The following is a 13,931-nucleotide window of genomic DNA, read 5'->3' as shown; positions in this document are numbered from 1 at the left end:
TCTGTATTTCTCCTGTAAATTGAGAAACTAAAAATAAAAAGAAAGGAGAATTCCAATGCTAAAAAATACTTTAAAAACAGTTTTAACAATGAGTATGGCTGTAGGTATGCTTGCAGCTTGTAGTCCAGACCCTGATGATATGGATACTACCAACAATATTAACGAAACAGGCCAGATTTCGAACCTGAAAACGGACACAAACAGCAACCGTTATCCACATACACAACCGATTAAGATTCAGGATGCGAAATATGAGTTCAGAATAGTGAATCGCGGTGCCGTGCCGAATGGAAATGCAAATGGAAACACAAATGCTAATACAAATAATGCAACTGCGAATCAAAAGACTCAAAATCCGACTACAAATAACATCCAACAATCACAGCCAGCGCCTGCCCAGCCTGCACCAGCACAACCGTCAGCTAAAAAGGCAGCTGAAATTGCCGGTGAAAATAAAGGCTCTAGTGAATACGTGGACGCTGTTATTAGCTTAACAAATAAAGAAAGACAAAAAGCTGGACTATCTGCGCTAACAGCGTATCCGGAATTAAATGATGTAGCCAATGTAAAAGCACAAGATATGAATGAAAAAGGCTATTTTTCTCATACAAGTCCGACATATGGATCACCATTCGACATGATGAGAGATTTTGGCATCAAGTATAAGTCAGCTGGTGAAAACATTGCCCAAGGACAAAGAACACCAGAAGAAGTCGTTAACGCATGGATGAACAGTGAGGGACACCGTGCTAATATTCTCAGCAAAGATTTCAGTCATATAGGTGTAGGTTTTGAAGAAACTGGTCATGAATGGGTTCAAATGTTTGTAAAAAAATAAGTGCAATGAATTAAAAAAGGGACATCTTCATTGGGAGATGTCCTTTATAATCAATATTTTTGATATCTTCCACTTGAATTAATACTGTCAGCTATACTATAGTATAAAAATATGACGTGACGATAATTTTTTGTCATAAATGTTGCCTAAGTGTAATATAATAAAAAGTATGTGTAAAATGGCAATGTGTCAGTTGATTGTAAAGAGGAGGATACAAATGGCTGCTACGAAAATTAATATTGCACCAGTAGAGAACAAATACATAAAACTAAACATGTCCGTTTCGGATATGGATAAGGAAAAGCTAGTAGATTTGGGAGATTCCTTTTTGCTGAAAATGAACAAGAAGAGCAAGAGCGGAAATGAATTGTATTTTTCCGTGTTATTTGCCAAAAAAATGATGAATAAGCCTTCTAGAACGTCGAATCCATCAGTAGCCATCACGAAAACAAAAAATTTAATTACAGTTGAACTTACCGTTATGCTTGAACTTGATTCAATTGCGCATAATGAAGGATTCTATTGGATTAAAACAGAAAATGCAGCATCTCCTGCATTTGAACTTTCCTATAAAATGAATGAAAGCTATTACGATAAAAAGGTAACGAATGTAATGGCTGAAAATGAAACGGAAACAGAGCAAGTTGACTAAAAAAGAGCGATACCTTGTATTTCGGGTATCGCTCTTTTTTGCTTATTCTTCTTTGAGACCAAGCGTTTTTAAGCCATTATAAATACCAGAATCACTTACAGAGGTAGTGGTATGTTTTGCATAAGCAAACAGCTTTTCATGAGCATTACCCATGGCAAAGCCTTCGCCAACAACTGACAGCATTTCTTTATCGTTCATGCCATCACCAAAAGCAATCGCGTTCTTCGCATCGATATTCAGCCTTTTTAATACGGTACTAATGGCCATTCCTTTATTTACTTTGTCACTGATTACATCATAGGAGTGGCGAAAACCTTCGATATTCACTTGGGATAAATGAATCTCAGGGAAACCTTCATACAGATGAATATCCTCTTCGTTCAAGTTCATGACCGTAATGCCTAATATATTTGCTTTTTCATCTTCCGTGTACTGCTTATTGCTTCTTAAATGGAATTTCTTGCAGAATTGCTTTGTTACTTCACTGTCTGGATTAGAGAGGAGATTATGGCTGCTTGTGTAAAGCACAAGCTCATTGTTTTTTTCAGCAGCGATTTTTATGTATAAGTCCACTAAATTTGGATCCATTGGGCTTTTCACAATGTCTTGCCCGTCGTAAATAGCTAAAGCGCCATTATAGCCGATGAAAGAATTAATTTTTAATATTTCTCCTATATCTGCTATTTCATGTAGCGGTCTGCCTGTTGCCAAGAATATTTCAAGTCCTTTTTCCTTCATCAGTTTGACTGCGGTTTTAGTTGACTCTTGCATCGTGTCATCAGGCTGCAGAATAGTGCCATCAATATCTAGAAATAATGCTTGGAAATTTGCCATTATGTCCTCCAGTTGTCAATTTTAGAAAATGCTCATATGAGAACATTCTAACATAAAGGCAAGAAATAGAAAAAGACCAGGAGGGCTCCTGATCTAAAAGTTACAGAGAACATTATTTATGCCAAATTTTCCACCATGTTTTTTTAGGAGGTTCGGCTACAGCCGTTTGTCTGAATGACTGGACAAGCTCCTGAAAGCTTTTTTCTCTGTCTTTAATATCCTTAGACATTTGCTCACGCTCTACTTGGATAGCCTCCATCAGCATCCGATCATTTTTATGAAGCTGCTCTACCGTTTTGTTGATTTCACTGTTTGATTTAGACAGATGATCCATCATTGCTTTAATTTCTTTAGTAGAGGTAGTTGCTGCTGTCCATTGCTTTGAATAGGTTTTTCTTTCTGCTTTTGAAATTTGCGACAGCTTTCTAATATTAGTTTTAATGGATTCATAGTCGTCCGTTGTTTTTTGTGTGCTTGTATGTACGATTTCTGCGATATGCTCCATCCTTTCTTTGGCAGCATCCTTGTGGTCAGCAAGTGCACTTGACAGTTTTTCAATCGTTTCTGTTTTGCCTGCTTGTATTTCTGTTGAGATTGTTTCAAGCACCTCTTGTTTAATGCCGTTGCGTATTTCTTGCTTCACTTCATGAAGAAAATCCTGTTTATATGTTTCTAAAGACGAGAGCAATACTTGAAGCTGATTATCATCCTCTGTATTTCTGTCTATTTTCGTTATTAAATCATCATTATGAATGATTTGAATCTCATTAGCAGCAGCTTCTTCTAAGACAGGTGGTGTCATTTCTTTAGTCGCCACGTCTTGTTCTTGCTTTGCTTCCTTAGGCTGAAGAATCATACTTAGTGTTTTTTTAACTTCTGTCGTATTTCGCTTTTCAGCATAAAGATTCTTTACTTCCAGCAGTAGGGAAAGCTCTTTGTCTGTATAAAAACGTGCTCCGTTTTTTGTACGAGGAATAACTAGCAGCTCTTTAAATTTATTTTCCCATTGCTTTAAAGTTTTCGGACTTGTCGTCAGCTTTTGAGATGCTTCATGAATAGAATAAATGTTCATATTATACACTCCTTAAGGTAGGTTGAATAGAAAAAAAGATAAATTTATAAATGGCTATGCTTACCAATTACATAGTGCAGTGCTAATTTCCTGCAAGAAGACAAAAGCTATCAAAACCTCTTAATAGTAGACATATTTCAGCAAGCTTCAAACCTGCTCTTAAAAGTGTATGGGTAGTTTTGGGCGTTTTGGAGAAGAATAAGGGAAATACCCTTAAAATGGGAGCATCCGAGGTGGTCAGCCTGTGAGAAGACGATTTATTCTTTTGACTCTGGTGTTCATGCTATTGCCATTTCACCATTCAGAGGCAGAGGAACTACATAATCCAATTAAAGCTAAATTGAAAATACTACAAACAACCGACATCCATGCAAATATTCTAGATTATGATTATAAAAATAATAACAGGACAATTGAGTATGGTTTAAGCAGAACAGCTTCTCTTATTCAAAAAATCAGGTCACAAAACGAAAATACCTTGTTATTTGATGTAGGAGATATGATAAAAGGAAATGCTTTAGCAGACTTTATCGCCAAAAGTCCATTTCTTCCTGTTACAGACATTCACCCTGCTTACAAAACAATGAATTTATTACAGTATGACGCAGCAACAGTGGGAAACCATGAGTTTAACTATGGACTGGATTTTTTATTAAAGACTGTTTCAGGAGCTGATTTCCCAGTAGTGAATGCGAATATTTATATTGACGATCATAATCAAATGGCAGAGGATGACCTGCATTTTTTTAATCCTTATACAATCATGCCATATCCCATCAAGACAGAGGCTGGAACAGTCGAAACAATCAATGTTGGTGTCATAGGCTTACTTACGCCCATTGCAGCCGAATGGGACAAGGAATACTTCGAAGATAATCTCATCATTAAGAATATGAGCGAAACAGCTGCAGAGATTGTACCAATAATGAAAAAAGCGGGAGCTGATATTATCATTGCCCTTGTTCATGCAGGTCTTCAATCAGATGATGCCTTAAAGGATAAACGAGGCAATAATGTAGTGGATGTCAGCAAGGTAGAAGGAATTGATGTTTTGTTGTACGGGCATTCTCACAGTCTGTTTCCGAAAAAGGGCGAAAAAAATATAGAGGGTATTAATCACCAAGCTGGAACGATTAATAAAAAGCCAGCGGTGCAAGCTGGTTTTTGGGGAAATCATTTAGGCATTATTGATTTATCATTGGAAAAACGGGACAGCGTTTGGAAAATTGCAGCATCGAAATCACAGGCGAAGCCGATTATTCGCATCATAAACGGCAAAAAGGTACCCGTTGTTTCACCGTATCAGCCAATTGAATATTTAATGGAGCCTTACCATCAAGAAACATTGGAGTATGTTAAAACCTTAAAGTAAGATACTGTAAGCAGGAAAATTGCTTCTCGGTAGGCAAACATACTATAGTGAAATAGAACGTAAAAGGAGGTCAGAAACGATGATGAAAACATTAAAAGATGCTAAATTTTCTGTCCTTGATTTATCGCCGATAACAGAAGGCAATACAGCAGCCGATGCCTTTCGAAACTCTTTAGACTTGGCTCAGCATGCAGAAAATTGGGGATATAACAGATATTGGGTTGCCGAGCATCACAGTATGCCAGGTATTGCCAGCAGTGCCACATCTGTCTTGATCGGATATCTTGCTGGAGGCACCAGCAAAATTCGCGTTGGAAGCGGAGGCATCATGCTGCCAAACCATGCACCACTAGTAATTGCCGAGCAGTTTGGGACATTAGAATCATTATATCCAAACAGAATTGATTTAGGGCTTGGACGTGCACCAGGGAGTGACCAGCTAACAGCAAATGCATTACGTCGAGGCGGGAAAGGTGATGGCAGTGATTTTCCGGAAATGTTAGAGGATTTAAGGAACTATTTAAAGCCTTACGAACAGACAGGCCTGCCTGTACGGGCGATTCCTGGTGAGGGATTGAATATTCCGATTTGGCTCCTCGGCTCAAGCGGATTCAGTGCAAAATTGGCAGGGGAACTAGGTTTGCCTTTTGCTTTTGCAAGCCATTTTTCACCAGATTATACCATTCCTGCACTACAAATATACCACCAACATTTCAGACCATCGAAAGACTTAGAAAAACCTTATGTCATGGTTGGAGCGAATGTGATCATTTCAGAAACGGAAGAGAGAGCAAAATATTTATCTACCTCCTCTCAGCAGCAATTTTTAAGCTTAATTAGAGGCAGACCGACACAGCTGAAGCCGCCAGTTGATAACATGGATGAAGTTTGGAGTCCTTATGAAAGAAATGTCGTTCAGCAGCAATTAAAATCCTCTATTATAGGGACTCAAGAAACGGTTGCCCAAAAGCTTAAGGCATTTCTAAATGAAACACAAGCAAACGAAATTATCGTCAATACGGCCGTGTTTGATCATCAAGAAAGACTAGAATCCTTCCGACTATTGAAGGAAATTGTCATGTAGCATTTGCTGTCTTTAGGTTATTGCTTGACTATATACCCGGATATGATTTATCTTTCTTACATGTGCTATACATGGAGGTTTTTTTTTGAAAACGACAATGGTTCTAAAAAATGCTGATAAAATTAATCAAATATTAAAAGATATAGTTAGTGACTCTTTTAAAGAAATTGAAGGGGAAGAGGTCTTGCTGTGTATGGAATGCTGTGACGTTGATCTATTTGTGACAGTGGACTCCCACGAAGAACTCCTCGATGCGATTAAAGAGAACTTCGAGCTTGATGAGTTCGGTGAGGTGCTCGATAATGACCAGTTTATTGCATTAATGAAAGAGCTTGATGAATATTATGTGCAGCTTCATATTGAATCTGGCTTTTATGACTATTTTCCAGCAGGAACTTATACTGTGAATGGTCAAGAAGAGGAAACAGAAACGGATATATTAGCTCCGAAAGGGATTTTTTACGCTCCATTTGAAGAGGCCGTAAAAGAGGATAAGTAAAAGAGGAAGGAGTTCCTTCCTCTTTTTTATGTAGTTTTTTGTTCATTGTCAGGTTCTTTCCATTTTAGAATGCCATCATCTTTATCGTACTCAATAATGACGTCTGATACCCCTTTTTCTTTAATAATCTGATCTTCAATCCGGTGTCGGATTAAATCAGCTTGTTCAACGGTTAATTTGCTATCGAGCTCAATGCTTAGCTCCACATGGAAATTCTCGCCTTCTTTATAAACAGAAACACCTTGAATGTCACGCACATCTGGATCAGCCATTGCAATAATGCCGATTCTGCCTTCCATTTCAGCATCACTTTCGCCAATTGCCCCAGCTGCGTTATCAAGAAATACTCGGCCAACTACAAAAAACATGAAAATCCCGATAATGATAGAGGCAAGCCCTTCTGCCTGATAGAATGGAGTGATTTGTGCGATAATAACAGCAGCCATCGCAAGTAGACCGCCGCCTGTTGCTACTAAATCTTCTAAAAACACGAGTTTTGTTGCTGGTTTTGCTTTTTTTAAATATAGAAAGCTGTCTTTAAATAGCCTTAAACCTCTAGAAGAGAGTCCTTCTTCGGCGACTATTTCTTTCATAGCTTTCATTAACACAAAGAACTCAAGTACAACAGCTAGAGCAAGTACGGAAATGTTGAGATAAAAACCCGTTGATTCTGTTGGATGGAAAAGATGATCAATTCCTTCACGAATGGTTTCATAGCTCATGATGCCTACAATCAGGACGGCAAATAACAACACGAGGTTGACCAATCTGCCGAAACCTCCTGGAAAGCGTTTGGTCGGTGCTTTTTTGCTTAAGGCGGAACCGATAAACACAAAAAATTGGTTTGCTGCATCTCCGAGTGAATGCATGGTTTCTGCAAACATAGCAACGTTTCCTGTCAGCCCGAAAGCTGTCCCCTTAATAGCAGCAATCACTGTATTAATGACTGTTGCGTAAAGTGCCGATTTATTTCCGTTCCTTAGCAACCCAATAAAATCTTTCATTTTTAACCCTCTCCTTGATTGTTCCAAAACAGTATACAGCTGCAGTTGTTTTATAAATACATGATTCCCAATAATCTACATACAATGCAATCCATTAGTTATGGGATGTAAACTAAAAAGAAGTCTGCCTAATAAGACGACAGACTGTAATATTATGTAAGTTAATTCTTGGAAGTTATATTATGCTTCTCTACAAGAACATGAAACAAAAAGGATGGAACAGCACATTAGATCGCTTTTTCTACTGCAGCATTCCAATCAGGAAAATAATGAAGGGCATGCCTCATTAAATCTGGATGGCTTGTTTTTATTTTCTTTTTGTTCAATTGCTCTCCGTTAGAACGCAAACCTTGAATTGCAGTGATTACTTCATCAAGACTCATTGTCACTTCCATTAACTTGCCTCCTTCAGTAGATTATCTACATTATTGCCCCTTTTATTTTATTTAAACAAGGCAAGTTTATTTTATTTCCTTGGAAACCGCATGATATGTCATTTTAGACTACCGTTTGACACAGGCTGTTTAAAAATTTAGCTGCTTTTTGTTTGTCGCAACGTTTAGCAAACTATATAATAATAGGGGTTAAGTGCAAAACTGCACAAGTTAGGCCGTTTCAATTTAAAAGGGAGTGTAGGGACTAATATGAGAATTAAATATTTTTCTGGAGTATTTCTAGCATTTATGCTTCTGTTTATGATAAATGTGTCAAATGCTTCTGCACATGCCTATATCGTCAATTCAAATCCAAGTGAAAATGAAAGCTTGGACGAGGCACCGAAGAAAGCTTCTATTGAATACAATGAAAAAATACAGTCGGGTTTTGCTGTGTTTAATGTTACGAATTCAGCTGGTGAAAAAGTCGATAAAGGAAATGTGGAAGTAAACAATAAAACCTTGTCTGTAGATTTACAGGAAAATTTAAAAGATGATGTCTATACAATGGAATGGCGTGTCGTATCGGCAGATGGACATTCCATCTCCGGGCTCGTTCCATTCAGTATCGGTGAGCTGCCTGAAGGTGTTGAGCTTCCAAAACAGCAATATACAGCAGATACAAGCAGTATGGTGAGTGTTTCGATTAATAAAGTATTTTTATACACTGGATTGTCTGTCTTTATGGGACTTGTTCTATTTTATCTTGTTTGGTTCAGACCTGATGCACTTGAACAAAAGGTCAGAATCAGATCAAAACGAGTTGCTGCAGCTGGTTTGACTCTGATTGGAATTAGCTTACTGTCCTTTATTATCATTCAGACACAAGTAAATGCAGGTGTATCCTTCTTCCGGGCATGGAGTCCGTCCTTGCTGATTGAGACACTGAAAAGCACAAAAGAAGGAACTATTTGGGCTATTCAAATGCTTCTGTACATAGTGCTGCTGCTTGCTGTAATCTATGTGTTTAAAAAAGGCGAGTTATTAAAAAGAAGGCTATGGATTTTGCCGTTAATCAGTTTTATAGGAATTGTTGTCTGCAAAGCTTTTATTGGACACCCATCGAGTTCTCCATATGAAACTGTCGCGATTCTGATGGACTTTTTCCATCTTACAGCAGCTTCGATTTGGCTTGGTGGGATTATCGTCACCATCTTTCTCTTGAAGGAAGGGATTTTTGCAAAAGAAGGGCAGCAGCATGATGTGTACTGGAATACACTTCAGTCCTATTCTCTGTGGGCCTTGTTCACAGTAGCAGTTCTTGCTATTTCAGGGGCTGTTAACGGCTCCTTGCTCATCCCAGATTTTCATTCACTAGTAAGCACGACATACGGGATCACCTTGCTAGTGAAAATTGGCATTTTTGTATTAATGATCGGATTCGGGGCTTATCATCTTGTCAGCAGAACCTTGCTTTCCCGCCAGAAATTTTATAAAAAGACAATCATAATAGAAATGGTCCTTGGTGTGCTCCTGCTTGTTATCACAAGCGTCTTTACACAATTGCAAACACCGACACTGCCGATTGATCAACCTTTTTATGGAGAAGCAGAAATTGATTATAATGAGAACTTGAGTCTGACTGTCTCCCCAAAGAAAACAGGAATACAAAATCAGTATGAAGTAACTCTATTTGATAATGACAGAGATCCGTTAGAGGATCCTGAACAGATTACAATCGAATTAAAGCAGGGAGACCAGGAAACTTCCTTCGCTCTTGAAAAGGCAGAAGACGGGAAATACACATCTAATAATCTTCAGCTCAATAAACCTGGGAAATGGGAAGTGACCGTTCATCTGTTGTTTAAAAACTTGGACAGCTATGACATTCCGTTTGAATTTAATGTTAGATAGCTTGTTAGAGAAATAATTATTTCTTGGGAAAGCGCAAGAAATGACAGAATTCTCATGTTAAGTCGCTTTTGCAGAGTTTCTGTCGAAAGAGAAACATATGTTTGTAAAGAAGAAAAGCCGTGCCTTTAGTAAACTGAAAGGCACGGCTTTTCTATTTAATGGATTTTTAAGCTGCTTCTTTTGAAATAAGCGTTGTTTAACCGGTAAGCAATGATTCCTGCCACTGCGGTAAAGATAATATCTTTTATTAGCGGTATGAGCATCCAGCTCCATGCAACAGCATAGGAGAAGCTGTCAGGCGCTTGCGCCCACCATTTATAGGAAAAATACATCCAGTTCGTGCCGAAAAGATAGTTAAGGATTAACCCGACAAAGCTGCTAATAATGAATCCAGCTAATGAGCTGTTTTTTTCGCGAATCCAGCCAACTGTAAAGGCAAGTAAGATATAGCTGAGAATGAAGCCGAATGTTGGACTAATAAGGATTCTTAAGCCGCCTGAAAGCCCGGAAAATATCGGAAATCCGGCAAGACCAATCAGCATATAGCATAGCATGGCGACAGCTCCGAGTCTTTTGCCTAATAATAAACCGGCCATAATCGCAAAGAATGTTTGCAAGGTGATAGGTACGCCTCCGATTACTAGGAAGCTCGTTACATTTGCACCAATTGCCATCAATGCCACAAACAAAGCTACCATTGTAATATCAATCGCTCTCCATTTTTTCATAAGAATCATCCTTTATAAATTATGTATATTGACTAAAATTTACTATAAAGGGAGATTGTATATATGTCAACCTATTTTATTTTTTAGTTAACCTATTTAATTAGATGAACATACATAAAGCTTGCTGGATTGTTTCATACTACTAATAAACAAAAGCAGAAAGGAGAATACCCATGCAAAAAATGATCAAAAGCATTATTGGTATAACATTACTCAGTTGTTTATTTTCATTTCATACGCAGGCAGCCCCAGCAGAAAAAGAGCTCCCATCTTATGTGAAATGGGGCCAGATAGCGATGACAAAGACAAAGGAAAAGTATCCGAACAGTGAGATTATTGACTATAAACATATCGGAAAAGATACGCAAAAAAGCACTTCAATTGAAAAGTTCAAGTTAATTGTAAAGCAGCAAGATAAGAAAGTAGGAGTCATGGTTAATTTGACGTTTGACACAAGAACAGAAAGATTGATCAATGTGGACTTGAAAGAAGAGGCTCCATAAGTGAATAAACTAATAAACTCCACTAGGTCTCTAGTGGAGTTTATGGAAAGAAGATTTTACACTAGTAAGCCTTCTTTATATTCTTTTTTTAATGTTGGCCAAAAGTCTTTATTTGCCTCAATTAAATCGTCCAGTACTGCTTTAGCTGTTTGGGCAGACGGAAGTGTTTTATTTAGCGTAAACGCTTGAAGGGCTTTTTCGTATGACCCTTCGATTATTGCTTCTACAAGAATCTTCTCAGAAGCGAGCTGCTGTTCAATCATCGCTTTATAGAAGTATGGTATGTCCCCGACAAATTCCGGCTTAGGTCCGTCTGCTGTAATGAATGCAGGTACTTCTATCATTGCATCTTGTGGCAGGTTTGGAATGGTGCCATTATTTTCTGTCATAACTAAATAGCGTTTACCAAGATCTTGAGCGATTGATACGGTCACATCCACAATGAATGTCCCATGTACACCAACTGCAAAGGAATCCTCTAAAATGCCAGTTTCCTGAAATTTATCAACTGTTTCAAATAATGTTTTTTCTCTGCCGTCCATTACTTCATTAGCCCTTGTGTAGTCTTTGTTGGATGTTTCTACAATATGATCCGGGAACAAATAGTATTGCAAGTATGGGTTTGGCAAATATTCAGGGAAATGATCCATTATCAATTTAATATTCTTAAATGTTTTAATCCAAGATGAATCTGCATGACGGTAGTCAATTTTAGAAACATCCTCCGTTAATAATCCATGTTTATAAACATGCTCTCTCACTTCATTCAGTCGCTCCACACCGTCCACTTTAATAGAAGTGAACCAGCCGAAATGGTTTAAGCCGAAGTAGTCGACAACAAGCTCTTCCCGTTCCACACCAAGGATTGCTGCTATATTGCGCATTGTAGCAACTGGCATGTCACAAATATTTAGGACTCTTGCTTTCGGGCGAAGCTTGCGAACACCTTCTGCCACAATGGAAGCAGGATTCGAATAGTTAACAATCCATGCTGTTTCTTTCGCGTACTGCTCTACATAATCAATAAGCTCAATCATTGGAGAAATGGTTCTTAAACCGTATGCTAAACCTCCAGGTCCGCATGTTTCTTGACCGACTACATTGTGAGAAAGTGGGATTTTTTCATCGAGCTCACGCATCGCATATTTTCCGACCCTCATTTGAGCAAAAACAAAGTCTGCATTTTCGAATGCTGTTTTCGGATCTGTCGTTTCTGTAACAACGATAGAGTCCGTATACTCTGCAATAACAGCCTTTGCAGCAACCACCACTTTTGCTTGTCTTTGGCCATCAATGTCATAGAAGCGTATTTCTGATAGAGGCAAATCTTCCAGTCTGTCCATTAAACTTCTAATAATGCCTGGTGTATAAGTGCTTCCTCCGCCTGCAACTGCTAAGATATATTTTTTCATGTTATAATCCTCCTAATTGTTGGTCTACTTGGTCACGTACACTCTTCACATTCAATCCATATACAACTTGCACATTGTTGCCAGATTTAATAATTCCTTTTGAGCCTGTTTCCTTTAGAACTTGTTCATTGACTGCATCTGGGTCTTTTAAAATCAAGCGCAGCCTCGTATAGCAATTATCTACATTTTCTATATTTTCACTGCCTCCAAGCGCTCCAATAATAGTAGCACCTAGTGCAGTAGGGGAGCTGTTTTGTCCAGGTGTTTGCAATGTTTCTGCTTGTTTTATGTTTTCTGAAGCAGATTCTTCTTCTTCACGTCCAGGTGTTTTTAAATTTAATTTCAGGATTAGGAAGCGGAAGATGATGAAATATAAAGCAGCCATCAGTAAGCCTGTTAAGATGAACATTGGCCAGTTTGACTTCGTAGTTCCTAACGGAAGATTGTACAGCAGGAAGTCAATGAATCCGTTTGCACCAATTGCATGGACACCGAATAAGCTAAGCAGCATCATGCCTGTACCTGTTAATACTGCATGAACAACGAACAGGATAGGTGCTGTGAACAGGAATGCGAATTCAAGCGGCTCTGTCACACCTAATAAGAAGGATGTGAATGCTGCAGGGAAGAGAATCGCTTTTGCCATTTTCTTTTTCTTTTTATCTGCAGTCATATACATCGCAAGGGCTGCACCCATTAGGCCAAACATTTTACTAAGACCACGAGCATCCCAGTTAACTGTACTGCTTAATACTTCAATAGTGGGATCAGCCATTTCGGCAAAATAAATGTTTCGCGCACCATAGATGATCTCTGAGCCGATATGGGCAATACCGCCAAGCTCTGTATAAAGAAACGGTGTATAAACAAGGTGATGCAGTCCTGTCGGGATAAGAATTCTTTCCAGAAAACCATATACAAGGAGACCGAAAACACCAAGATTTTTGATGCCGCTAGCAAGTGTTGTGATTGCACTTTGTGCGAATGGCCAAAACTCTGCAGCCAGCGCACCTAGTATCATCGCACTAGGAATGGCGAGAATTGCAACAAAGCGGTGGCCGGAGTAGATAGCAAATACACCTTTAAATTCGATGTCACAATATTTGTTATGCAATATTCCGACAAGGGCCCCAAGCATAATGCCGGAGAAAACACCCATTTCAAGCACTTGCACATTCAGCACCATTGCTTGTCCAGCTGATTGCATGGATTCTAGCGGCACAAGCCGTCCCGTGAGATTTAAGACTTGATGCATGGCATTAATAAAGATGACGAAAGTAACTAGTCCTGTTAAGGCAGCATAGCCTTTATCTTTTTTTGCCAGCCCGATCGGAATACCGACAGCAAATATTAATGCCAAGTTCTGCAGGATAGAAACAGCAGAAGCAGAAATAAACTTGCCTGTATTTTGAATAATAGGTATCTCTAAAAATGGAATGTATTGTGCAAGATTTCCATTTCCAAACACATTGCCAAAAGCGATAAAAAGTCCGATAATCGGCAGTAACAATATTGGTGCAAATAATGATTTTCCAAAGGCTTGGAGACCATTCACCATTCTTTTCATATATGATCCTCCTTATGTGCGAAAGCGTTATCAACTTATAATTAAAGTATAGCGGCATGCCGTATCCTTTGAAAGGGT

14 protein-coding genes are annotated in these 13,931 nt (G+C 38.6%); 7 read left to right on the top strand and 7 right to left on the bottom strand.

What is annotated here, in order from left to right:
• The first annotated feature begins 55 nt into the window (after positions 1-55).
• Together ACLIJJ_RS00850 and ACLIJJ_RS00845 are read left to right on the top strand one after the other, a co-directional pair.
• Entirely contained in the window at positions 56-838 is a 783-nt protein-coding gene (locus tag ACLIJJ_RS00850; RefSeq protein WP_233313707.1) for a CAP domain-containing protein, read from the top strand.
• Positions 839-1,055: 217 nt separating this feature from the next.
• Positions 1,056-1,490: a hypothetical protein gene (locus ACLIJJ_RS00845; protein WP_233313708.1), complete on the top strand. Its 435-nt coding sequence runs from the start codon at positions 1,056-1,058 to the stop codon at positions 1,488-1,490.
• A 42-nt stretch (positions 1,491-1,532) separates the two neighbouring features.
• Here ACLIJJ_RS00845 and ACLIJJ_RS00840 read toward each other — a convergent pair whose 3' ends face one another.
• Together ACLIJJ_RS00840 and ACLIJJ_RS00835 are read right to left on the bottom strand one after the other, a co-directional pair.
• The gene (locus ACLIJJ_RS00840; RefSeq protein ID WP_411410444.1) at positions 1,533-2,324 is read right to left on the bottom strand and encodes an HAD family hydrolase; all 792 of its coding nucleotides are present in this window, start codon (positions 2,322-2,324) and stop codon (positions 1,533-1,535) included.
• 112 nt (positions 2,325-2,436) lie between these two features.
• Positions 2,437-3,396 (bottom strand): MerR family transcriptional regulator, encoded by a 960-nt coding sequence (locus tag ACLIJJ_RS00835; RefSeq protein WP_411410443.1) that lies wholly within the window; start codon positions 3,394-3,396, stop codon positions 2,437-2,439.
• 244 nt (positions 3,397-3,640) lie between these two features.
• Here ACLIJJ_RS00835 and ACLIJJ_RS00830 point away from each other — a divergent pair, with 244 nt between their 5' ends.
• The 3 genes from ACLIJJ_RS00830 to ACLIJJ_RS00820 all read left to right on the top strand — a co-directional run bounded on the left by ACLIJJ_RS00830 (position 3,641) and on the right by ACLIJJ_RS00820 (position 6,351).
• Complete coding sequence (locus ACLIJJ_RS00830; RefSeq protein WP_411410442.1) at positions 3,641-4,768, top strand: metallophosphoesterase; 1,128 nt, start codon at positions 3,641-3,643, stop codon at positions 4,766-4,768.
• 79 nt (positions 4,769-4,847) lie between these two features.
• On the top strand, positions 4,848-5,852 hold the full coding sequence (locus ACLIJJ_RS00825) for an LLM class flavin-dependent oxidoreductase (RefSeq protein WP_411410441.1): 1,005 nt from the start codon (positions 4,848-4,850) through the stop codon (positions 5,850-5,852).
• A gap of 85 nt (positions 5,853-5,937) precedes the next feature.
• Positions 5,938-6,351: a hypothetical protein gene (locus ACLIJJ_RS00820; RefSeq protein WP_233313713.1), complete on the top strand. Its 414-nt coding sequence runs from the start codon at positions 5,938-5,940 to the stop codon at positions 6,349-6,351.
• Between the two features lie 26 nt (positions 6,352-6,377).
• Here the strand turns inward: ACLIJJ_RS00820 and ACLIJJ_RS00815 are convergent, their stop codons facing one another.
• Together ACLIJJ_RS00815 and ACLIJJ_RS00810 are read right to left on the bottom strand one after the other, a co-directional pair.
• Positions 6,378-7,355, bottom strand: coding sequence for a cation diffusion facilitator family transporter (locus tag ACLIJJ_RS00815; RefSeq protein WP_233313714.1), 978 nt, complete (start codon positions 7,353-7,355; stop codon positions 6,378-6,380).
• 227 nt (positions 7,356-7,582) lie between these two features.
• Positions 7,583-7,750 carry a hypothetical protein gene (locus ACLIJJ_RS00810; protein WP_233313715.1) on the bottom strand — a complete coding sequence of 56 codons (168 nt, stop codon included), beginning with the start codon at positions 7,748-7,750 and terminating at the stop codon, positions 7,583-7,585.
• Between the two features lie 249 nt (positions 7,751-7,999).
• On the opposite strand from ACLIJJ_RS00810, the gene ACLIJJ_RS00805 reads away from it, so the two are divergent.
• A complete protein-coding gene (locus tag ACLIJJ_RS00805) occupies positions 8,000-9,643 on the top strand; it encodes a copper resistance protein CopC (RefSeq protein ID WP_251648076.1) in 1,644 nt (547 codons plus the stop codon).
• A gap of 155 nt (positions 9,644-9,798) precedes the next feature.
• Here the strand turns inward: ACLIJJ_RS00805 and ACLIJJ_RS00800 are convergent, their stop codons facing one another.
• The gene (locus ACLIJJ_RS00800; RefSeq protein ID WP_251648075.1) at positions 9,799-10,371 is read right to left on the bottom strand and encodes a biotin transporter BioY; all 573 of its coding nucleotides are present in this window, start codon (positions 10,369-10,371) and stop codon (positions 9,799-9,801) included.
• A gap of 173 nt (positions 10,372-10,544) precedes the next feature.
• Between ACLIJJ_RS00800 and ACLIJJ_RS00795 the strand changes: the two genes are divergently transcribed.
• Positions 10,545-10,874 (top strand): DUF3889 domain-containing protein, encoded by a 330-nt coding sequence (locus tag ACLIJJ_RS00795; protein ID WP_233313718.1) that lies wholly within the window; start codon positions 10,545-10,547, stop codon positions 10,872-10,874.
• A gap of 56 nt (positions 10,875-10,930) precedes the next feature.
• On the opposite strand, the gene ACLIJJ_RS00790 is transcribed toward ACLIJJ_RS00795, so the two are convergent.
• Both ACLIJJ_RS00790 and ACLIJJ_RS00785 read right to left on the bottom strand, forming a co-directional pair.
• Entirely contained in the window at positions 10,931-12,286 is a 1,356-nt protein-coding gene (locus ACLIJJ_RS00790) for a 6-phospho-alpha-glucosidase (protein WP_233313719.1), read from the bottom strand.
• A gap of 1 nt (position 12,287) precedes the next feature.
• Entirely contained in the window at positions 12,288-13,853 is a 1,566-nt protein-coding gene (locus ACLIJJ_RS00785) for a PTS transporter subunit EIIC (RefSeq protein WP_233313720.1), read from the bottom strand.
• Between the last annotated feature and the right edge of the window lie 78 nt (positions 13,854-13,931).

Origin of the sequence: Niallia laureatilytica, assembly GCF_046613985.1 — a bacterium.
Lineage (GTDB): Bacteria > Bacillota > Bacilli > Bacillales > Cytobacillaceae > Niallia.
The sequence above is the reverse complement of the archived record's forward strand: the minus strand, read 5'-3'. Positions and strand labels throughout refer to the sequence as shown.

What these genes read in the sequence shown, in the direction of transcription:
- ACLIJJ_RS00850 (WP_233313707.1), top strand. Translation starts at nt 56, where the DNA reads ATGCTAAAAAATACTTTAAAAACAGTTTTAACAATGAGTATGGCTGTA.
- ACLIJJ_RS00845 (WP_233313708.1), top strand. Translation starts at nt 1,056, where the DNA reads ATGGCTGCTACGAAAATTAATATTGCACCAGTAGAGAACAAATACATA.
- ACLIJJ_RS00840 (WP_411410444.1), bottom strand. Translation starts at nt 2,324, where the DNA reads ATGGCAAATTTCCAAGCATTATTTCTAGATATTGATGGCACTATTCTG.
- ACLIJJ_RS00835 (WP_411410443.1), bottom strand. Translation starts at nt 3,396, where the DNA reads ATGAACATTTATTCTATTCATGAAGCATCTCAAAAGCTGACGACAAGT.
- ACLIJJ_RS00825 (WP_411410441.1), top strand. Translation starts at nt 4,848, where the DNA reads ATGATGAAAACATTAAAAGATGCTAAATTTTCTGTCCTTGATTTATCG.
- ACLIJJ_RS00815 (WP_233313714.1), bottom strand. Translation starts at nt 7,355, where the DNA reads ATGAAAGATTTTATTGGGTTGCTAAGGAACGGAAATAAATCGGCACTT.
- ACLIJJ_RS00810 (WP_233313715.1), bottom strand. Translation starts at nt 7,750, where the DNA reads ATGGAAGTGACAATGAGTCTTGATGAAGTAATCACTGCAATTCAAGGT.
- ACLIJJ_RS00805 (WP_251648076.1), top strand. Translation starts at nt 8,000, where the DNA reads ATGAGAATTAAATATTTTTCTGGAGTATTTCTAGCATTTATGCTTCTG.
- ACLIJJ_RS00800 (WP_251648075.1), bottom strand. Translation starts at nt 10,371, where the DNA reads ATGAAAAAATGGAGAGCGATTGATATTACAATGGTAGCTTTGTTTGTG.
- ACLIJJ_RS00795 (WP_233313718.1), top strand. Translation starts at nt 10,545, where the DNA reads ATGCAAAAAATGATCAAAAGCATTATTGGTATAACATTACTCAGTTGT.
- ACLIJJ_RS00790 (WP_233313719.1), bottom strand. Translation starts at nt 12,286, where the DNA reads ATGAAAAAATATATCTTAGCAGTTGCAGGCGGAGGAAGCACTTATACA.
- ACLIJJ_RS00785 (WP_233313720.1), bottom strand. Translation starts at nt 13,853, where the DNA reads ATGAAAAGAATGGTGAATGGTCTCCAAGCCTTTGGAAAATCATTATTT.